Source organism: Corynebacterium rouxii, from assembly GCF_902702935.1.
In the GTDB taxonomy this organism is placed as follows: domain Bacteria; phylum Actinomycetota; class Actinomycetes; order Mycobacteriales; family Mycobacteriaceae; genus Corynebacterium; species Corynebacterium rouxii.
Genome location: NZ_LR738855.1, coordinates 1,791,931 through 1,812,917, shown reverse-complemented (window position 1 = coordinate 1,812,917; position 20,987 = coordinate 1,791,931). Strand labels below are relative to the sequence as shown.

Here is a 20,987-nt window from a genome sequence, read left to right as displayed (position 1 = left end):
TCCACAGGTTTATCGTGACTGCGCCTCGAGCAGCGTGGGCTCGTATCTCCCCGTGGCTAGTGTCGGCGCGTATGAAACGTGTACTTCAACGACTAGGACAACTAGCAGCACCTACTGGCACTGAAGACCTGATGGTGGTGGAATACCCGCGGCAACGTCGTCTCGAACTCAGCCGCACACACAGCGTCATCGGCGCGGGCGTTATTGTTGCCGTAATTGCCATAATTTTTCTGCTGCAGCCCGCACCGCCACCACCACCGCCGCCTGTGCCTGTGGCCGCTGCTGAGACGAGCACGCCGGAGCTCGTAGTCTCAGTCGTGGGGGAGGTGCATACTCCAGGTCTGTACACCTTCGCGCCGGGTGCCCGTGTTGCCGACGCACTCCAAGCAGCAGGCCCTGTAGACCCAGCACATATCCTCGGCCTTAATCAGGCAGAAAAGCTTGTTGATTCCTCCCAGATCGTTGTGGGAAGTCCTTCCGAACCAGTGCCCGTCGCCGATGGCCGCGTTCGCCTCAATAGTGCTACCGTGGCCGAGCTTGAGCAGCTGGATGGAATTGGCGCAAAGACCGCGGCCGCTATTGTTTCTTATCGTGATTCCCATGGTGGATTTGGCAGCCTCGAAGAATTACAAAAGGTCAAAGGAATAGGTCCTGCCAAATACCAAGCAATAGCGCAGGATCTTGTGTTGTGACAGAACTGCGGCTGGTACCCAGCGCTCTTGCGGTGTGGGGGTGTACATGGCTATGCCTGTGGCAGCGCACTATCTGGTGGCCGCTGATCGCCTGCGCGGTCGTAGCCGTAGGACTTGCAATGTGGCGGCCTGCGCAGGGGTTTCTTGCTGGATGCATGGGCGCTTGTGCCACGGCAATCACTGCGATGCACACAGCCCGAGTGGACGCTTGGCAATGGGGAAACACCACGGTGGTGGAGGCAATTACTCCGGTAAAACAGACAGCAACCGGCTGGATCTTTCGTGCCCAGATAAGCGGGTACCCAGCCGAGATTCCCGTGCTCAGTAAAACCCAGCCCAGCGTTGAGCCAGGCGATCACGTGATGGTCACCGGTACGGTTTCTCATAGCGGATCTATAGGGCTTAGCGACGCTCTCTTGCACTCCGAAGGCAACATCACCGTGGTCAGTCCGCCCACGGGGTGGGGCGCAATCAGTACACACATCACACAGCACTTCCAACAGCTTGTAGTAGACCATACCGACGGGCATGCTACCGGCCTCATCCCTGCCATGGTGCTAGGCGATACCTCTTTGCAGTCGGCGCACAACGTTGAACTCTATGCTGCAACGGGACTTGCACATCTTTCAGCAGTCAGCGGTGGCAACGTCGCCATTGTCACCTCATGGACAGCTGCACTCGCGGCGGTTGTAGGCCTAGGGCCGCGACAACGAGTAATAGCCAGCATGCTAGCGCTTGTCTGTTTTGTCGCCGTCGTTGGGACTGAACCTTCGGTACTACGCGCAGCTGTCATGGGCATGGTCGGTCTTGTAGCAGTGCTCACGTACACCCGCACTCCCACAATTCACGCACTAAGCATCGCGATCATTGGGCTATTGCTGTGGGATTGCTCCTTAGCAACGCACTTTGGATTCGCATTATCCGTGGCTGCTACCGTAGGAATCATAACGCTCTACCCAGCGATCTACCGCAGCCTCGCCATTGTGGACGTAACCCCCAACATCGTGGTGCGAGCCTTGGCTATTGCCATCGCCGCTGATATATCCACCATGCCCATAGTCATGTTGATGTCTGGAAAAGTATCCGCCGTTTCAGTATTAGCTAACCTTTTAGCAGCCCCGGTTGTTCCGATCGTTACCCTCATTGGCTTACTAGCGGTTGTAGCTAGTTGGCTTCCTGTCGTGCCTAGCATTCTTATCAACATCATCGAACCCTGCGCCGACTGGATCGGATTAATCGCTACCATACTCGGCGGCCACACATGGACCAGCATTGACCAGCCTTTTCCAGAATCCCGCGGACTGTCTACCCTTTGGGCCATGCTCGGCGCTATGTGGTTGCTTACTGGGTTCGTCGTTAAGCCCAAAATTACGCTGGCAACAATAAGTTGTGCCATGGTCGCCACAATCTGGTGGCAGTACACACCGACCGTCCCCACTACAGATCTGATTGTCGTAACCGTCGCTGACGAAGAGGAAATAGCAGGTAAAACCGCAGATGTTTTCGTCGTTACGCAACGCTCTCGCCGCACCCGCGAGACAATGACCACCGACGGAACACCCATCTACTATGAAACCGTGCCGGATCGAATCAGCACCGGCCGCATATGGCACGATAGACACCATGGGTCAGCAACTTCTACCAGTGCACCTCGTAGTTGGCGACGATGAATTCCTAGCCGAACGCGCACGACACACCATCATCGCAGCCATCAACAAAACCATTGGCAGCGACGTACCTGTGACCACCCTTCGTGCAGGCGAAGTCAACGCTTCCGAGCTCATCCAACTCACCAGCCCGTCGCTCTTCGGCGAAGACCGCATCATTGTGCTGACCAACATGGAAGACGCTGGCAAAGAACCCGCGGAACTCGTCCTCAACGTTGCCGTCGACCCAGCACCAGGAATCTATCTCATTATCGTGCACTCCGGCGGCGGACGACAAAAAGCACTGGTACCCAAACTCAGCAAAATCAGCGAAGTTCACGAAGCCAACAAACTCAAACCCAAAGACCGCGTTGGCTGGGTCACCAACGAATTCAAACGCCACGGAGTACGCCCCACCCCCGACGTGGTCCACGCCCTCCTCGAAGGCGTGGGATCCGACCTCCGCGAACTCGCCTCCGCCATCGGGCAACTTGTCGCCGACAACAATGGTGATGTCACCCTCGCCACCGTCCGCGACTACTACGTGGGCGTTGCAGAAGTCTCCGGCTTCGACGTCGCAGATCTTGCCTGCTCAGGGCAAACGCAACGCGCCGTCGCCAGTGCGCGCCGGGCACTACAATTGGGTGTTTCTCCAGTGGCCTTGGCGGCTGCGCTGAGCATGAAAGTTAGCGCTATCGCGCGGTTGTATTCCACACGAGGGCGTATTGACTCCCGCAAACTCGCAGGAGAGCTAGGCATGCACCCCTTCGTTGTTGAAAAAACCGCCAAGGTTGCGCGCATGTGGACGGGTAATGCTGTGAGCCAAGCGGTGATCTTGATGGCAAATGTGGATTCCAGTCTCAAAGGCCACGGCCTTGACGGTGAACTTGGCGGTGACCCCGACTACGAAATCGAGGATGCTATCCGCAAGATCTCTGAGCTCGCAGGCTAATCTAGAAGACGTGAATCAATCCGAAATTCCACAAGACGTGCAAGAACTTGTATCCCAGTTGTTTGACATGGCACGTCGTGGCGATACAGAAACCCTCGCCCAGTACATCGATCATGGTGTTGACGTCAATCTACGCAACCAAGACGGTAATTCCTTGCTGATGATCGCGGCTTATTCCGGACATCATGCATGCGTTGACATGCTTGCTCACCGCGGAGCCGATGTCAACGCCCTGAATGACCGTGGCCAGTCGCCGCTGGCAGGTGCGATTTTTAAACAAGAGCCAGAAGTAATCGACTCCTTGCTGCGCCATGGTGCAGACCCCACCGTTGGGCAGCCAAGCGCTATCGACACAGCACGGATGTTTAGCCGTGAGGATCTCGTCGAAAGGCTTCAGGCACGTGGGGCTTAGCCAATTACTTACCCTCGTGGGCCTCAACGCGGTGGGTATGCTCACGCCTGGCCCTGATATTTTCCTTGTTACCCGTATTGCCACCAAGTCGCGCCGCCATGCGTACGCCGCTGTGGCTGGTATAGCCACTGGATTATTAGTGTGGGTTACGTTGACGGTTTTCGGCGCGACGGCCGTGCTCACCGCGTACCCCTCGGTACTTAGCGCTATCCAACTTGTGGGTGGGGCGTGGCTTTTGTGGATGGGTACGAAATTGGCGCGGGTGGCGCGTCGACAGCTAGGGGAGGGGGTTGCGGTTGCCTCGACTATCGACGACCTCCTGGGCACCCCAGCCCAGTGCTATCGCCAAGGATTGGCCACCAACCTTTCCAATCCCAAGGTGGTGCTGTACTTCGCGGCGATTATCGCGCCGTTTCTTCCCACGAACCCGAGTCTGCTGACTGCGCTTTCGGTGATCGTGGTGATTGTGTTGAGCAACCTCGTGATGTTTTCACTGCTGGCTACTGTGATTAGCACCAATGCGCTGCGGCGAGCCTTTTTAAAGGCAGGCCCGTGGATTGATCTGGTTGCCGGTTGTTTCTTCATCATCGCCGGTATCGGACTCATCATCGCAGCTATCCGCTCATAGGTATGAAAAATCCCGCCCTGTAAAAACAGAGCGGGATTTTTTAAAAATAGCTTAGGCCATCTTGTTCAGAGCGTGAGCCATGTTGGACTTCTTGTTAGCCGCGTTGTTGCGGTGGAAGACGCCCTTGGTCACGGACTTGTCCAGAGCACGGGAAGCAACGCGCAGCTGGGTCTCAGCAGCAGCCTTGTCACCGGCAGCAACAGCTGCGCGGAACTTGCGGATCTCGGTGCGAACTGCAGAGCGGATAGCCTGGTTACGCTGACGAGCCTTCTCGTTGGTGAGAATGCGCTTCTTCTGGGACTTGATGTTTGCCATGGCAAATACCTCTTAGTTTCTCGTTGTGTCTCTACCATCAAGCTGGCTTATCGCCTGCGCAAAGCATGAAAGCGGACCCAAGGTCCTGACCGCCGTTGCTGTGTGCGCTCAAGGTAGAAGAACATGAATGTGGACAACGAGGGGATATGCTACCACAGTTTTAGGCCCAGCCGAAGTCTGATCGCAGGCGGTGAGCGATTCTTTCAAAGCGTCGGTTGGGAATCACAGCCCCAGAACGGCGAATGTCTGATTCTGGCACGGAGATGATTTTGTCGAGCCGAACCCAACTTTGGCGGCCTTGGTCATTCCACGGGCCGGCTCCGATGTCGAGCCAGTCGCTTTCGTCTCGGTGCACCTCGTTGGGGGAGGTAATCAGACCAAGGACGTGATCGTTGTGGCGGCCGACGACCACGATAGAGCGTTCTTTAGGGTGGTTGTTAGCGTCGCATTCTGGGGACCAGAACCACACGACTTCGCCTGGATCTACGTGTCCGTCCATGTTGGGGGCGTAGAAGACTGTGCGCGCGCAGTCTTGAGTGCGTTTAACACAGCAGGAGGATTGGTGCCGTGGGCTGCGTGGTGTGCTGTGGTGATCGTGCAGCCCGATTCGGGAGCTTAGCCTGCTGAGGCCGCGTTCGAGAGGCATCTCGGATTCAACGGTGAATGACGCGGCTACCTTGCGTAAGAATCGGTTACGCACGCGATCTTTCATGCCCATGGTTATTTACCCTATCAGCGGTTCTGCAATCGTGCCGCGCGGTGTTGTGAGAGCAGCTCGTATTACACGTCGCGACGCTCCCGTAAGGCTTCTTCTGGGGTTGCGGTCAGTAATGCGTCGAGGAGGGTACCCATGGACCAGTAGTTGCGTACTACCAGATCTCGGCCATGTATTGGCAGAAACACAAGACGAGTAGTTGCCACGCGTTCGGGCGTGCAGGGATGGGGTCGATGGTATGGGGGCGTGTGCGGTCACGCGGGTGGGCGCTCCTTCCAGTTAGTTGACCTATCAATAATAGTGTGGTCGGGGATGAGCGAAAAGTCGGGTAATGTAAGAGGGACTGTCTTGAGAAAGGTGCGAGTAAAAACAACCATGGCCGAAAAATTCGCGGAGAAGACGTTCACGGATCCACAGCAGATCCGAAACTTCTGCATCATTGCACACATCGACCACGGTAAGTCCACGTTGGCTGACCGTATTTTGCAGCTGTCTAATGTTGTAGACGCACGCGACATGCGCGACCAGTACCTCGACAATATGGATATCGAACGCGAACGCGGCATTACCATCAAGGCCCAAAACGTCCGACTGCCATGGATTCCACGTACTGGCCCCTATGCTGGCGAGCAGATCGTCATGCAGATGATCGACACCCCAGGTCACGTGGACTTCACCTACGAAGTCTCCCGCGCCTTGGAAGCTTGCGAAGGTGCAATCTTGCTTGTCGACGCCGCCCAAGGCATCGAAGCCCAAACACTGGCTAACCTCTACCTGGCCATGGAAAACGATCTTGAGATCATCCCTGTTTTGAACAAGATCGACTTGCCAGCAGCCGATCCAGAAAAATACTCTCTGGAAATCGCCAACATCATCGGCTGCGAACCAGAAGACGTACTGCGCGTATCCGGCAAAACCGGTGAAGGCGTGGAAGAACTCCTCGACAAAGTCGCCGAGCTCATCCCTGCACCGACCACCGATTACCCAGACGATGCGCCCGCCCGCGCCATGATTTTCGACTCGGTCTACGACACCTACCGTGGTGTGGTCACCTACATCCGTATGATCGACGGCAAACTCACCCCACGGCAAAAGATCAAAATGATGTCCACCGGTGCCGTCCACGAACTCCTCGAAATCGGCATCGTCTCCCCAACACCAAAGAAGTGCTCCGGCCTAGGTCCTGGCGAAGTAGGCTACCTGATCACCGGTGTGAAAGACGTGCGCCAATCCAAGGTCGGCGACACCGTCACTTGGGCACACAACGGTGCCGAAGAGGCACTCCAAGGCTACGAAGAACCCAAGCCCATGGTCTACTCGGGACTGTTCCCAATCTCCCAAGCGGACTTCCCAGACCTCCGCGACGCACTAGAAAAACTCCAGCTTAACGACGCCTCCCTCACCTACGAGCCAGAAACTTCCGTAGCACTCGGCTTTGGCTTCCGCTGTGGCTTCCTCGGCCTGCTTCACATGGAGATCACCCGCGACCGCCTCCAGCGCGAATTCGACCTCGACCTGATCTCCACCGCACCATCGGTGAACTACCGCGTTGTAGCCGAAGATGGCAGCGAACACCGCGTGCACAACCCATCCGACTGGCCAGCAGGCAAACTGCGCGAAGTCTACGAACCCATCGTGAAGACCACCATCATCGTGCCTTCCGACTTCGTAGGCACCACCATGGAACTATGCCAAACCAAGCGCGGCCAGATGGATGGCATGGACTACCTCTCCGAGGACCGCGTAGAACTGCGCTACACCATGCCACTCGGCGAAATCATCTTCGACTTCTTCGACCAGCTGAAATCCCGCACCAAGGGCTACGCCTCCCTCAACTACGAAGAAGCCGGCGAACAACTCGCCGACCTAGTCAAGGTAGATATCCTGCTCCAAGGCGACCCAGTGGACGCCTTCTCCGCCATCGTTCACCGCGACAACGCCCAGTGGTACGGCAACAAGATGACCAAGAAACTCAAAGAGCTCATCCCACGCCAACAATTCGAAGTGCCCGTCCAGGCAGCCATCGGCTCCAAAGTGATCGCACGTGAAAACATCCGCGCCCTGCGCAAAGATGTCCTCGCCAAATGCTACGGCGGCGACATCTCCCGAAAGCGCAAACTGCTAGAAAAGCAGAAAGAGGGCAAGAAGCGCATGAAGAACATTGGTTCCGTTTCCGTGCCGCAAGAGGCCTTCGTTGCGGCATTGAGTACCGACGAAGGGTAGCTGCTTTCAACGACCCCGCCACCACATGAGTATTCTGCTCAAAGTGGAGGCGGGGTTTCTTTGTTATCAGTGTTTTCGTTTGAGATGAGATACACAAGATAAACAAGATAGTAAAGGATACATAAGCGCGGTATGCTGCTAAGCATGAACCGTGTCAGCAATCCTTTTCGCGCATCGCTCGGCTCGACTCCTCCTTACCTTGCAGGGCGCCGGCATGAGATCGAAGATTTTGCAGAAGCGCTGGATGACGGTCCGGGGGCACATGAGCGCATTTCATTGATTACAGGGCTGCACGGTGTTGGCAAGACAGTCTTACTTAATGCTTTCGAAGAAGAAGCGAGAGCGCGATCATGGTGGGTTATTTCTGAGACCGCAACGGCGGGTTTTACGCAACGCATCATCGATGCGTTGTTTAGAAAAGCAAGTGAAATTTTGCATACTCACCGCCGGAAATTTTCCGATATCCTCGAGCATCAGCCGAAAATAACATTAAGGTCGGTTTTGACAGAGATATTGAGTTGGCAAGAAGAAATCGATCGTAAGCTAGGGCAAGACTCTGTAGGATTGCTCATTACACTTGATGAGCTGCATTATCATCGACGGGAAGAAGTTATCGATTTTGGTGCGACGATTCAACACCTAGTACGTGAGGATCTCAATATTTCAGTCGCTATGGCTGGAATTCCACAGTCGATTAAACCGCTTTTAGCCAGTGAAGAAGGCAAAAATCCTGTGACATTTCTTCGTCGCGCCAACCGAATTGATCTTGGACTGATTGATAATAATGAAGTTCGTAAGGCGTTGGCTGAACCCGTCGAAAAAGTCGGAGTTACGTGGGAGCCTGATGCACTTACTGATGCAGCTGAAGCATGCGGTGGGTATCCATTTATGATTCAGCTTATTGGCCAGCAGTGCTTCAAACGGAAGAGATCAAACTCCATCACTGTTGCCTCAGTGGCAGAAGCTGCAGTCGTCGCAAAACGCAAGCTAGAGCAATTGGTTCATGAACCAGCGCTGGCTGATCTATCGGAAGTGGATCGCACTTTTCTTGTTGCAATGGCTGCAGATGACGGCCCATCGACAATGTCTGATATTGCACAGCGGTTAGGAGTCAATCCTCAATACGCAGGCAATTATCGACGCCGTTTGATTGATGCAGAAATTATTACCAGCAGTGGATATGGTCAAGTCGACTTTGAACTACCGTACATGCGGGAATACCTCCGCGAGCACGCAGTGGTGGATGTGTTTAAACAGTAGAGATAGTAAAGGATACATAGAGTGGCAGCAGTGATTAAGGCTGCGTGCTTTCGCTCGTGGTTCAAGCCCCCGCACGTTTGAAGATTTCGTATTCTTCAATGCGGTGGAAAGCGCGAATCTTTTTGGATATATACAGCTTGGTTAAGAGTTAAACCATTACGTGACGTGCCATACACTGCTGCAGTAGTTTTACTTGCTTCTTTGAGTGCGGACAAGGTTACACACGCTAATATGACCCCTGCACCTTGGGCAAGCTCCCGAACCATTTGATCTTGGGTATCATCATAACCTTCAAATTTGTGTACCGTTGTTTCATTATTTTCATCTACAGAAAAATGAAACGATCACCAGAGAAGGTGTTATTTAATTCGTTCAGGTCGTATCCAAAATAAATATTACGCTGTGAATTATAAGAAGATTCAGTGAGATATTCTTGCGAAACGTATTGTGACTCTATATTTTCGATGAAATCTCGATAGATGATGTCATTTAATGACTAATGAGAATGCGGATCTTTTGGATCTATAACATTATTTTCTTGGCTATTGGAGGCTATCGCAGATGATATAGGGGGTAGTCTCCGAAGAACTACTGCATTCTACGAGGGGGAGGGCTACGATAGCGCTGATTAAAGCAGGGGAAGAGGGACGCAAGATTTTTCCTAATGCAGGAGATTAAATATTTACAATGTCACCTTAACAAGGAAACGATCTGGGTGTAGCACATTTGACATTAAAATTTAATACTTGAAGGAGTATAGGGTTCCATCTTGAATAACTTAGTTTTCCAACGGTGAACAGTACGTAGGGCAAGCTGGAAACATCGTCAGTAGGTTCACCACACATCGGCATGGTTCAAGTCATCATCCTCCTTGGGACGATGTTGTTGCGATCCAATTCGCTTCGGTTCCAGTGTTGCCACTGTCGCCTTTGGAAGCTATGCATATCAAGGCGTTGCATCATCAGGGCGTGCGGCTGCGCAATAAGGTTGGCATTATTGGGCATGCACAGCCGTCGCTGCTCGACGCGCATATAGCGATACAGGACCAACAACATTGGGCCACGGGTGGGGCAGTCTATCAGTCTGTAAATTTTGAGCCTTGTGCTGGTAACAAAAGATCCAAGCTAAACAGCGCTATAGGGGATTCGTCCTCTGAGGTTTTAGACGCCGTATACCGAGATATAAAGTTTGCGCTGACTCATTTGATTCCTAATGCTCAAGAACTCGAAGGAGAATTTTGGACGCTTTCTGACTATCCCTCTACATCAGGGGGCCGGTTCGCCGCTTTAAATGTGGGGGCATTGGAATTTATGGTGTGGCCTCGCCAGAAATTTGGCCTCGAAGAGATTCAACCGCAGCAGCTATATACGTTTATAAACTTCCCGAAAGCAACATTAATCCCAGAAGAAGAATGGGAAGAATTTCTAGAGTTCTACTGTGAGGAAGAACCGGATTGTTTTACTGTCTGTCTGCGCTATCCACTAGTTGACACCGATCGGCAATATATACCGGTAGGAAAAATAGAAGAGTGGTTTAAAGATAACCCTGATTTAATTTCTCCAGCGCGAACCCTTGTTCTAGATCTCATGCGTAGGTCGAAGTCCAACTTGTTCAAACGGTGGCATTCGCCGGATCTGGTCCGTGAAGCAATGAATCAGTAAAAATCGGCCGCTGTCAATTACTTGTGAGATTGTGCAGGTAGTCAGGGGGTGATGGAATCCTGTTTTAGGTTAGGAGTTGGGCAGCTAATTTTTTTGATGTGTGGTCATCGGGGGTGTTGTGGATGTTGAAATGTACTTCAGGTGAAGTGCCCCGAGTTTTGTTCCTAGGCATTTGCCTTGATTTTTATTATTTCTCGACTGGGGTGATACTCCCAAAACTCGGCTTCCACTTCAGCTGGCGAAAGATCCGGCCCTTGGATTGGCGGTAACCACGCAAGCTAAGAAAACCGCCTTCGCGATGCGTGTTTAACGTCTGGCAGATGAACAAGGCAGAGAAACGATTCCGATGCTTATCAATGAAGCGGATCATTTCTTAACGTTTTAGGTCTGGTTCGGATGCGAAAAAAGCTGAGGCGGCTTTCAATAACTCGTTGGTGTCGCGAAGCTGGTGATTTTCTCGACGCAACCGTGCGTTTTCTGCCACAAGGTCCTCAGGCAATGGCTCAGTAACAGGTCCTTCGCGTCGAGCGGGCTTGCGTCCATTGCCTCGCCGTGTGCCACGAGGCGGACCATGCGATCTTTGGCTTCCTGATCGAATTTTCCTTGGCATGTTCGAGGATTTTCCCATCTGCTCAAACGGAACAAAACCTGGGGCACTTCAAACCGAAATGTTGTTGATCTAGGTATTTTCCACCTTGTGGATGTGAAAAACCGGAAGATCCACTAAACGGGGGTATTTCGAAGCATTTTTCTCAGAACTTCACACCAAATCGCAAGAAAACCGGCCGTTTGAGCAGATTTGGTGTGAAGTGCCGTCTTTTCGGGGGTGAGCGGGGGTGGCGCGCCACCAACGCCCACCAACGCCAGCCAAGCCATGGTTATGGAAAACGTCCTACTCCGCGTAGTGCCACGCCCGAACCCCGGCGAACTAATCAATGCACTCTAAAACCGGAAGAGCCGAAAAACCCCAACCAGTTCAAGAAGATCTATCCAACACTTGCGTTAGTCGCATATACGCTTTCGTTCCTAGATCCTGAAAATGACTGGCGAAAATCGAATGGGTGTATTAATAGAAGCGTTTCCAGCAATTAAAGGACTCAGCCCTGAAACCATGGGTTTTCCTAGTAACTGGGCAGATCTGGCAATTTGGCGTGCTGACGTAGCATTTGTAAACGGATTTGTAAGGATCTAATCCGACGTTTAAACAATGTTCCTCGGCTACTCGAATCGGTTAAACCATGCCTCGTTTACCACGGGTTCCATCCGAACCCCAGCGGCGCCACAATCGCGGATAAGCTCGCAGAGGCGGTCACCATTGATGAGTTCCACATTGGGTAATGCTTGGCGGGCAGTCCTTTTTGCAGGAGCTGTGAAGCTACTCAGGGTGACAAAAATTGCACGTTCGGCACCTTTAACTCGCGCATCGTTTTGGAAAAGTGCAATTGCCTCGCGGCTAACTGTGTTGTTAATCGGATCGTAACGCTTGATCTGTACGGCGACCCGTGAAGACAAGACTGGGCTCAGAGGAGCGGTGCCAATGGCGTCGACTCCCTCGTCGCCGGGACCTGCAACGTGGCTAAGCTCAAGCCCATATTGCTTGAGCAAGAAGATGACATACTTTTCGAATGCAATCGGGGACATCTGATGCAGTCGGTTGAGCAATAGGTCTTTCCAATCGTAGGTTGATTGGTTTTCGTCTTGTTGGTCTTCAATTACTTCGGAACTGGGTTCATCTAGTGCAGGGTCTGTTGATTCATTCTGTTGTTTTTCGAGTCGCTTCTTTTTGTTGTATTTGCGTTCGAACTCAGTGCACCACTGGACAATCGAGTGGTCATCTTTCTTGAGAAGAGATTCGCCCACATCAGTGATCATGTAGACGCCTCGTGAAGGGCGACTTGCGGCACCGCTAAGGTATGCGGTGCTACGTGCCCATGCTAAGCGGTTTTTGAACACCGAAACAGTTGGTTTGTTGGGGTAGTGGACGTTTAGTAATTGCTCGGCATCTGGAAATACGTCTATTACCGTGTCTTCAATTTCCGAATTTTTTCCAGTGCCTCCGAGTTGGACAAGTGACCGTAACAGATATGGAACGAGCTCGAGATGCGTAGGCATTCCTTGTACGGGGATTGATTCGCTCATTTCTCTACTTTCTCGTTGTACAGCTTGAAGAGGTGAGCCACTATCTGCTGCTCGTCGCCACCGAAGTCCACACCATAAGCCATCTCGACAGCGCGGTCCAGCTCGCGGTGGGCCTTCATGAGCTCGGGGTAGAGGAAGTCATTGTCGGGATCATACATGTCAGCAAGCGTCGCTTCGGGGTAAAGAGAGCGTGCGTCGAGCACCGCCTGAGCACGCTTTTCGACGTCCATCCGTACAACATCGTTGACCTCTGGGAAAACGAAGTTGTTGTAGATGACGCCACTTGAATAACTGTAGTCATTCTTGAGTCGCCCACCGATGGATCTAACCCAGGCATTGTGAAAGGTGGATTGAAGAACTCCGAAGTGGAACAAAGTACCGTCTGCAATCAACTTGATTTTATTTGAGCATAAAATGTCGGGTGTCAAGAATCCCATAGGAATGAATTTCCGACGCTGCGAAGAAACCTCGGGAACTACAACTGAGCTAGTAGTAGAAATTACTTCGGTGCCAAAATGATTCGGCGTGTTAGCGGCTTTCTTGGTCTGCAGCCGCCTCGAGGATTGACGGTATTTTCGGACTTTTTCAACCAAATCTCGAGCGAGGGGCATTTTTCTGAAGTCGCTTGAGCTGGCATTGGCCAGCCACAGAACCCAACGGTCTTGATGTCTTATGAATTCTCTCGAACCCCAGAAATGAAAGAAGAATCGTTCAGAATGTGGCTCTAACTTTACGAATTCATTTTTTTCGTCTGGTTCGAAGATATAGTTTTGCCCGTCTATAGGTTGGGATCCGATTACCATTCTTGGAACGTCAGATAAGGGGCGTGATCGATCCCAAATGAAGTTGTTCGGTGCATCCACCAAGTAAGGGTTTAACTGAGTAGGCAATTGCAACTCCGGCACAGAATCTGGCTTCTCGTAGTGATATAAGCGCACGGGATCGTCCTGCTTTGAAAAACCAACAATCACACAAAAGACATGCGCTTGAGTTGCAGCCTCGTTTGCCCACCGGAAAGTATCGTGTGCAAAGTTGATGCGAAAGCCCATTTGCGTGATCGGGTACCAGATGTTTGCCACCTGTTCGCCCTGGCAAATCGAGTTGGTGGAAACAAACGCCGCGCGAATTGGGAAGCATTCCATGTATTCGGCGGCTTTGATGTACCAGCCTGCCACGTAGTCGATGTTTCCCACATTTTTGGTGCCAAGCGGGAAAGCGTCTTTAATCTCGGCTTTTTGTTCTTTCGACTGGTTGCGAGCACCCAAAAACGGCGGATTTCCAATAATGTAATTGCACTGTTCAGGCGCGAGTACCGAAGCCCAGTCGGTGCGGAGCGCATTACCGAGGTGGATGTGGGCGGCGTCGCGAAGCGGGAGGCTTTCGATGTTTGCGGTGACGATCGATTCGGCCTCGATGTTGGCCTGGAGCTGCGCAATCCACAGGGCGGTTGAGGCTACGGAGACGGCGAAATCATTGATCTCGATGCCGTAGAACTGGTCCAAACTGACCTTGAGCGTGACGTTGCTAAAGCCGAGCTGGGTTTGGTCGCCGGCGAGCTCTGAGAGGATCTTGTTTTCGATCTTGCGCAGGTGGATATAGGTTTCTGTGAGGAAGTTTCCCGAGCCGCAGGCTGGGTCGAAAAATTTTAGCTCTGAGATCTTGGTGTGGAATGCCTCGAGTTGTTTTTTGCGCTTGTTTGCAGTTATCCCTGATGCGTTAAGGATGGAATCTAGCTCTGCCTTGAGAGAGTCAAGAAACAGCGGGTCAATCACCTTATGGATGTTTTCGGGACTCGTGTAATGCATGCCTCCACGAGCGCGAGTTTCTGGGTTGAGGGTGGATTCAAAAACACCGCCAAAGATTGTGGGCGAGATTTCGGCCCAGTTAGTTTTCTCCGATACCTCGTGAACTAATAGGTCAAGAATTTCATCAGTGAAATTAGGGATCTGCTCGTCTTTGGCAAATAAACCACCGTTGACATAAGGGAAGTTTTTAAGCTGTTCAGAAAGATAAGGGTCACGTGAATCAACTGGTGTATTGAGTACTTCGAACAAATCTCTCAGCGCGACGCGAACTTGATCGGCGCGTAATCCGTCAAGATAACGATAAAACGCATCCTTTTCAAAGAGGCCGGCGTCTTCAGCAAACAAACAAAATACAAGGCGCACGCACAAAACGTTGAGGGAGTGCTGGCTCGCATCACTGTTGGGATCTAGGTACTGATCACGCAGGGCGTCGTAAAGCTTGCCGACGAGTGTGCCAGCGTCCATCGACACTTTTTCTTCGCGAACAGCACGAGATTTTTGTGGGTCGATAAGAAAATCTAGAAGATGGATTTGGTCAGGCAATTCTGCCAAAGTAAAGGAAATATAGTCAGTTTCCGCATTCACCTTATTTAAGTCATGAATACGAAACTCTGCGAAATTACACGTAATGATGTAGTCAGGTCGCAGTTTGTTCGGCATAGTGTTGGCGTAATTCAATGCTTGTCTAAAAGCAGTGACCACTCGCCCCTGACGGATATCAGCTTTGTCCAAACTAACATCGATGGATTTTTGTTCAATGAACGTTTTGGCGTCCTGGATCACCACATCGATGTAGCCGCGTTGACTCGTGCGCGATTCGAATCGCACGTTGGTAGTCACATCTTCCATACCTACAACATCACGAAGAAGCTCCAACCAGAAACTGTGAGTGTCGCTTTTCTCATTGCCACGGTTTTCCCACTTTTCAGCAAATAGCTTGGCGGCCAGTTTCTTTTCGCTCGGAGAACACGATGTCATGGGTAGCATTTTATCTAAATGCGTACATGCTTTTGTAACATCGTGAAGAGCGTGAGCAATTTTTGTACCTTAAGGCCGCTGTGGAAAAACTCGACCAGCGGAAATAGAAAATTAGGGTGCAAAAATTGCTCACAGCCACAGCCACAGCCCTACTGCTTGCGCTGTTTCCACCAGATCTGGATGAACATCCATGCCAAAAGTGCGATGGTGATCCAGTTGATATAGCGGTTGGCTTGCTCGAGGACTCCTTGGACTTCCATGCCAAAGCGCAGCCCAAGGTAGGTGTAGAAGCTCTTTAGCGCGATGGCGCAGACGAAGGCGAGGCAGCCGATGAGCCAAGGGTTCATTTTTTTGATGCCGGCGAGCACGAGGAGGATTGCTGCGGGGATGGGAGAGAAGGGGATAAATGCTGCGGCCAGCATGAGGTAGAAGTAGCGGTAGATGAAGCGTTCGGTGACGCGGTACCAGCGTGGGGGGTGGCCCATGAAGGAGTAGTGGAGGAATTCGGTACCCCAGCGATAGCCCATGAGGTAGAACAGAGGCAAGAACTTGATTGCGGAGGCCGCAGCGAGAACCGTCGATAAGCAAAGGAAGCCTATGCGCTCTGGGTTGGAGGCTGCTAGGGAGACTAGGGAAAAACCTGATCCGGTGAGCATCGCATAGAGGAAAGTGTGGTTCAGTAACAACACTGCGCGGAAGGGGATCAAGCCGAGCTGGTAGATGCCGGTCAGTGCGAAGGCCCACCATAGGATCCAGTCGTGTTTGCTGGCGTTGGTGAGAAAGTTAGGAAGCTGGGATTTCTCAGTCACGGGGAAAACACTACCTATGGTGCAGGCGGTGGCCAACTAGCAGGTGTTAGGCACGTTCTGGTTCGATAAGGCCGAGTCGTTGGATCATGCCGTCGAGGGCGGTGTCCATAACAGGGGCCATGAAGTTGAATTTGGTGTTATTACTTAGGCCGCTTAATGGCCCGTTTACGCACATAATGGCTAGACCGTGGGCGGTAGCCCAGAGAGATATCGTTTGTTCGAAAAGGATCCAAGGGGATTTTGGGCCGCCACCTTCGATGATGGTCTGACGAACCAAATCAAGTAGAGCGCCGAAAGAGAAACCTTTGGGGAACCGATCGTCATCAGCCTCAAAAGAGGCGGGGACTATAGAGCCTGAGGCGATTTCGATCAATGTTTCGAAGCCGCAAGGATCAGAAAATGCGAATCCTACATACCCAAAGCCTGCCGCTTTGATCATTTGCGCGCCGGTGGGTTGGCCGGGGATCGACATGATCTGGGCGCTGATTTTTTGCTGGTCAACCATGTCGAGGAAGTCTTCTACCGATTTGCGGAAGGTTTTCTCCGGATCGAATAGCACCATCGCGGCGGCGGAGGTCAAACCTGCACGTGCGGCTGAATTTTGCACGTCCATGTTGTCTAGGCCTTCGGCTACGGCGACTTCCACGGCACCGCGGACAAGCGCCCAACGTCGCTGATCGACGGTATCCTTTGGCAGCGAAATTGCAGGCGGAATGGATGCGAAATCTGGCTCGCCAACAAAATTCGTTGGCACGTACGGCCGCCCGAGTCCCTTAGACAGTGTGCACTGTAAAGATTTAAGAATATTCTCGTGCACTGCCATGAATGTTTGGCGTCGGGCAGTCGCGTTGAGATAGCGGGCGGCACCGAATGTGCACAGGTGGGTGATACCTTGCACTGTCGACGCCATTACTATCGTCTGGGAAATCCACAAGTCAAGATCCCGTGGCCCATCAAGTTCGAGGATGGCGTCGCGGACGAGTTCGAAAGAGAGCCGAACTCCTGGGTGAATATGCAATGAGTTGAGATCAGTGTCGAAGCTCTGCGGTAGTTCGGTGGTCGGATTAAGAATTGAAAGTACTGAGAACTCGTGTGGGTTTGCGGTCGCGAATGCGAAGTATCCACGTGCGCTGGCCAAGGCTCGTTCCCGTACCTTTTCCATCGAAGTTAGCGAAATAGTTTCGGCGTCAATATACGTTTGACAGTGCTGGATAAGATACGTTGAGATTGCCAAGTGGAAGTCTGCTACCTGGTCAAACTCGGAGCTATAGTCGACCGATTCTAGAAACGATGAAACATCAGTGCACCCAATATGCTTATCCGCAATAGCTTGGACACCTGCGCGGATGAGCTTTAGTTGGGCTGGTGAGAATTCTGTCATTTCAAGAGCCGTTCGTTTCACATAACGGACTATATGCGCTAACGCATATGGAATAGAAGTGTTGCTACGAAAAAGGGGTATCTGTTGGGAGTCGTCTAAGAGGAAACTTTTACCTCTGCGTGGGCGGATAGTGTGATGCAAGCTCCGAGGGTCAATGCGAAACCGATGAGCGCTACTGGCCACAGACCGTCGCGGATGGCGTCGCCAAGCAGGAGGAGTCCGATGGCAGAAGGAATGATGGTTTCCACTGTGAAGCATAAGGAAGCGGCTGTGGTGGTGGGGAGTTTGTCGAGCGCGAATCCGTAGACGACAACGGCTAGGCCACCATATACGATGACGGACCACGTCAGCGGCGAGGCAAGGAAACCATGGGTGGGCACAAGTCTGGCGGATACACCCACCATTGCGAAGGCGAGTCCTGCAATAAGAGCTAAGGATATTCCTGAGTTAGCGGTCAGGCTGAACCATGCGGCGGCTGCAAGCGGTAATACTGCGGCAAGAACGCCCCATGCAAGATACTGCGGTAGTGCGATGGCGGTGCCTTCGTGGGCAGTGGCACCTAGGGCGCTTAGTCCGATGACGAGTACGGCTAAGGCAATGATTTCTACACGCCGGAGGCGTTGTTTGAGTAGAACTACTGCGAGAAGTGCTGTGACTGCGACGGAGGAGGCCACGATGGATTCGACGAGGAAAAGTGGCAGGACACGCAGCGCTAGTGCATTGAGGAGGAAGCCTGCAGCGTCGACTGCGAGGCCTACTCCGTAGAGCCAGCCGGTTCGGACTCGCGTTAGCAAGGTTGTGGATTCCGGCATGGCAGACATCGCCGCCACGGCTACGGCCTCGCAAATGGTGGCGATGCCGTAGCAAAGTGCGGCAGCTAGGGCTCCTATTAGTGCTAACACATGGGCTAGCTTAGTTCTTTGACGGCGCTTTCAACCAAACCCCAGAACTTGTCAAAGTCGAGGGCGACAGCTGCTTGGGTGTGGCAATCGGCGGGGGCTGGTGCACGGAAGTCGGCGACGGTCATGCCGGTGGTCAGTGCACCGGTCAGCTCGACGTCGATAGGCACCTTGACCGTGGTGAATACGGTGGGGTCGATCACGTAGGCCACTGCGCACGGGTCATGGACTGGTGGGTTATCAAAGCCTTGTGCGTCTTGGTAGTTCTTACGGAATGCGCCGAAGAGTGCGACTACAAAATCGGCAACGTCGGAACCGATTGCGCTCAGGCGTGCTTCTACTTCTGGGGTTGCGAGGGCCTGGTGAGTAAGGTCGAGGCCCACCATAGTCAGCGGCCATTTCTCGTTGAAAACGATGTGCGCTGCTTCGGGGTCGATCTTGATGTTGAATTCTGCAACGGGGGACCAGTTACCTACGTGGTATCCGCCACCCATGAGCACGACTTCTTGGACTCGTTCGACGATGCGGGGCTCTTTGCGTGCCGCCATGGCAATGTTGGTGAGTGGGCCGGTAGGAACAAGGGTGACGGTTCCTGGCTCGTGGGTCATGATGGTGTCGATAATAAAGTCCACGGCGTGGGTATCAGATACTCCTACAGCTGGCTCTGGCAGCGTGTAGTTGTGGATTTCCATACCAGTATCGCCGTGAATACTCTCGGCGACCTCGACATCACGTACGAGGGGGCGGGAACATCCTGCGTAGATAGGTGTGGTGATCCCCGCGATAGTAGCAACAACCTGCGCATTGTGGGTGACCTTGGGCAGAGTTTGGTTTCCACCGATGGTGGTAATTCCCAGCAGCTCGATGTTGGGGTTTGCAGCGGCGAGCAGCATGGCTACGGCGTCGTCGTGCCCTGGGTCGCAGTCGAGAATAATCTTTCGGGTCATAGTAAGCGTCCTTGTGCAGTTTCGGCAGCGGTGACAGCTGCGAGCGTATCGGAGATTGTTTCAGGTTTGGGGATCAACAAAGAAGTGCCTAGTGCGCAGGCGACAATAACGGCACCTGTGACAACACCGAGCTGGTAGCCGCTGGCCGTGGTCACGGCAAACAACACGGCGAAGGATAAACCAGCGCCGAGGTTAAATGCACCGGCGTTCATTCCTGGCAGATAGCCTTGGTTATCTGCGGGGGAGAGCACGATGCCTAGTCCGTTGAGCATGATGTTGGCGATGCCCGCGTAGGTAACGCCAACAAATAGGCTGATTATGAGTAACAGCGCCGGGGTTAGAGCACTACTGAGGGTGGCCGTGGCAATAAGTCCGAGGAGTGTGCCAACCAAGCCGATCCGAAGCACCAAGGTGTATCCCCAGCGCGCTGCGAGGGTGCCGGCGATAGGGCCAAAGAAAAGGCCAGCCAGCGCGTAAGGGGTCAGCGTCCACCAAGAAACAACATCCGCTGCGAGGCCTGGGCCTTCAGCTGCTTGGGCCAGGTTCGGAATCAGGCCATTCATGACGGCGAACACGCCAGTCATGGTCAGTAGCGTAGTCAGTAGCAGCGCCCACGTGCGACGCTGCGCGAGGTAGTCGATAGTGACCAGTGGATGGGCTACTTTCTGTTCGACTTTCCAGAAGATCATCACGCCGGACACGCCAACGACGGCGAGCACAGCTACGAGCAACCAGCGGGCGTCGCCAAGCTTGCCGGCCTCGTTGAACGCGATCAATAACGCGCCAATTGCTACGGCCAACGGCGCTACGCCCGCCCAGTCCATCGGTGCGGTTTCCTCAGCCGTGGATTCGGTAGTAAACAGTTGCGCGACGATCACCGCGACGACACACACCGCCGCCATGACCCAGAAGATTGATCGGAAACCAAACGAGCCTGCCAGCCAGCCGCCTAGCAGCGCATCGACGCCGCCAATGCCACCATTGACTGAGGTGAGAATCCCCAGCAACAATGCATATTGCTTCTCATCAGGTATCTGTTGACGCAGCATAATAAGGCACAATGGCACCGTTGGTCCGGCAACACCTTGAATGACGCGACCGATAAATAGCACCGTGACATTAGGTGCAAGGGCAGCAACCACACAGCCCATGGCCGTAAGCGCCATCATTCCCACAAGAACTTTGCGACGGCCAATCAAATCACCCCAGCGAGGCAAAAATAGGGAGAACAACGCAGCCGCGGTAAAAAATGCGGTCTGTGTCAGCCCAATCTGGGCAGAGGTGGCGTTAAGTTCTTTTTCCATGGTGGCCAAAGCTGGGGATAGCATGGACGCATTTAATTGGAACGCAAAAACTGCGGCGAGTAACGCCAACATGAGGGGGACCGTGCGTACCTTCATATGAGGGGGTTCCTTCTCGTTGAGAAATAAAGACGTGATGATTTTAAATGCGTTACTTCAAAAAACCTAGGGATTTGAATTGTGGTTATAAGTACACAAATGTGTGGTGTTCCCGAAAGATTTAT

Annotated in this window: 19 protein-coding genes; 8 read left to right on the top strand and 11 right to left on the bottom strand. The window is 52.9% G+C overall.

The features are described 5' to 3' along the window. Nucleotides 1-71: 71 nt before the first annotated feature. The 5 genes from CIP100161_RS08915 to CIP100161_RS08895 are packed head-to-tail and all read left to right on the top strand — an operon-like array spanning nucleotide 72 to nucleotide 4,330. On the top strand, nucleotides 72-692 hold the full coding sequence (locus tag CIP100161_RS08915; protein WP_155874572.1) for a ComEA family DNA-binding protein: 621 nt from the start codon (nucleotides 72-74) through the stop codon (nucleotides 690-692). Then, a complete protein-coding gene (locus CIP100161_RS08910; protein ID WP_155873722.1) occupies nucleotides 689-2,362 on the top strand; it encodes a ComEC/Rec2 family competence protein in 1,674 nt (557 codons plus the stop codon). The genes CIP100161_RS08915 and CIP100161_RS08910 overlap by 4 nt, the downstream gene beginning before the upstream one ends. After that, nucleotides 2,316-3,290: a DNA polymerase III subunit delta gene (gene holA, locus CIP100161_RS08905; RefSeq protein ID WP_155873720.1), complete on the top strand. Its 975-nt coding sequence runs from the start codon at nucleotides 2,316-2,318 to the stop codon at nucleotides 3,288-3,290. Before CIP100161_RS08910 ends, holA begins: the two co-directional genes overlap by 47 nt. Nucleotides 3,291-3,300: 10 nt before the next feature. Then, nucleotides 3,301-3,702 carry an ankyrin repeat domain-containing protein gene (locus CIP100161_RS08900; protein WP_155873718.1) on the top strand — a complete coding sequence of 134 codons (402 nt, stop codon included), beginning with the start codon at nucleotides 3,301-3,303 and terminating at the stop codon, nucleotides 3,700-3,702. Then, a complete protein-coding gene (locus tag CIP100161_RS08895) occupies nucleotides 3,692-4,330 on the top strand; it encodes a LysE family translocator (protein ID WP_155873716.1) in 639 nt (212 codons plus the stop codon). Before CIP100161_RS08900 ends, CIP100161_RS08895 begins: the two co-directional genes overlap by 11 nt. A gap of 51 nt (nucleotides 4,331-4,381) precedes the next feature. On the opposite strand, the gene rpsT is transcribed toward CIP100161_RS08895, so the two are convergent. The 3 genes from rpsT to CIP100161_RS08880 form a co-directional block, all read right to left on the bottom strand. Next, nucleotides 4,382-4,645: a 30S ribosomal protein S20 gene (gene rpsT, locus CIP100161_RS08890; RefSeq protein ID WP_155873714.1), complete on the bottom strand. Its 264-nt coding sequence runs from the start codon at nucleotides 4,643-4,645 to the stop codon at nucleotides 4,382-4,384. A 160-nt stretch (nucleotides 4,646-4,805) separates the two neighbouring features. Then, nucleotides 4,806-5,363, bottom strand: coding sequence for a type II toxin-antitoxin system PemK/MazF family toxin (locus CIP100161_RS08885; RefSeq protein ID WP_155873712.1), 558 nt, complete (start codon nucleotides 5,361-5,363; stop codon nucleotides 4,806-4,808). Between the two features lie 62 nt (nucleotides 5,364-5,425). Continuing rightward, complete coding sequence (locus CIP100161_RS08880; protein WP_155873710.1) at nucleotides 5,426-5,566, bottom strand: hypothetical protein; 141 nt, start codon at nucleotides 5,564-5,566, stop codon at nucleotides 5,426-5,428. Between the two features lie 169 nt (nucleotides 5,567-5,735). Between CIP100161_RS08880 and lepA the strand changes: the two genes are divergently transcribed. The 3 genes from lepA to CIP100161_RS08865 all read left to right on the top strand — a co-directional run bounded on the left by lepA (nucleotide 5,736) and on the right by CIP100161_RS08865 (nucleotide 10,504). After that, entirely contained in the window at nucleotides 5,736-7,583 is a 1,848-nt protein-coding gene (gene lepA, locus CIP100161_RS08875; RefSeq protein WP_003852416.1) for a translation elongation factor 4, read from the top strand. Between the two features lie 132 nt (nucleotides 7,584-7,715). Then, the gene (locus CIP100161_RS08870) at nucleotides 7,716-8,843 is read left to right on the top strand and encodes an AAA family ATPase (protein WP_155873708.1); all 1,128 of its coding nucleotides are present in this window, start codon (nucleotides 7,716-7,718) and stop codon (nucleotides 8,841-8,843) included. Between the two features lie 938 nt (nucleotides 8,844-9,781). Beyond that, the gene (locus tag CIP100161_RS08865; protein WP_155873706.1) at nucleotides 9,782-10,504 is read left to right on the top strand and encodes a hypothetical protein; all 723 of its coding nucleotides are present in this window, start codon (nucleotides 9,782-9,784) and stop codon (nucleotides 10,502-10,504) included. A 373-nt stretch (nucleotides 10,505-10,877) separates the two neighbouring features. Here the strand turns inward: CIP100161_RS08865 and CIP100161_RS08860 are convergent, their stop codons facing one another. The 8 genes from CIP100161_RS08860 to uriT form a co-directional block, all read right to left on the bottom strand. Then, nucleotides 10,878-11,114: a hypothetical protein gene (locus tag CIP100161_RS08860; protein ID WP_174775764.1), complete on the bottom strand. Its 237-nt coding sequence runs from the start codon at nucleotides 11,112-11,114 to the stop codon at nucleotides 10,878-10,880. Between the two features lie 608 nt (nucleotides 11,115-11,722). Beyond that, a complete protein-coding gene (locus CIP100161_RS08855; RefSeq protein WP_155873704.1) occupies nucleotides 11,723-12,643 on the bottom strand; it encodes a restriction endonuclease in 921 nt (306 codons plus the stop codon). After that, entirely contained in the window at nucleotides 12,640-15,435 is a 2,796-nt protein-coding gene (locus CIP100161_RS08850; RefSeq protein ID WP_155873702.1) for a DNA methyltransferase, read from the bottom strand. Before CIP100161_RS08850 ends, CIP100161_RS08855 begins: the two co-directional genes overlap by 4 nt. 140 nt (nucleotides 15,436-15,575) lie before the next feature. Continuing rightward, a complete protein-coding gene (locus CIP100161_RS08845) occupies nucleotides 15,576-16,235 on the bottom strand; it encodes a hypothetical protein (RefSeq protein WP_155873700.1) in 660 nt (219 codons plus the stop codon). Between the two features lie 46 nt (nucleotides 16,236-16,281). Further along, nucleotides 16,282-17,637, bottom strand: a complete 1,356-nt coding sequence (locus CIP100161_RS08840) for a TetR-like C-terminal domain-containing protein (RefSeq protein WP_155873698.1) — start codon at nucleotides 17,635-17,637, stop codon at nucleotides 16,282-16,284. Nucleotides 17,638-17,711: 74 nt separating this feature from the next. Next, nucleotides 17,712-18,518, bottom strand: coding sequence for a hypothetical protein (locus CIP100161_RS08835; protein ID WP_155873696.1), 807 nt, complete (start codon nucleotides 18,516-18,518; stop codon nucleotides 17,712-17,714). A 5-nt stretch (nucleotides 18,519-18,523) separates the two neighbouring features. Beyond that, nucleotides 18,524-19,462: a uridine-preferring nucleoside hydrolase UriH gene (uriH, locus tag CIP100161_RS08830; RefSeq protein ID WP_155873694.1), complete on the bottom strand. Its 939-nt coding sequence runs from the start codon at nucleotides 19,460-19,462 to the stop codon at nucleotides 18,524-18,526. After that, nucleotides 19,459-20,862, bottom strand: coding sequence for a uridine transporter UriT (uriT, locus tag CIP100161_RS08825; protein WP_155873692.1), 1,404 nt, complete (start codon nucleotides 20,860-20,862; stop codon nucleotides 19,459-19,461). The genes uriH and uriT overlap by 4 nt, the downstream gene beginning before the upstream one ends. Nucleotides 20,863-20,987 lie beyond the last annotated feature (125 nt).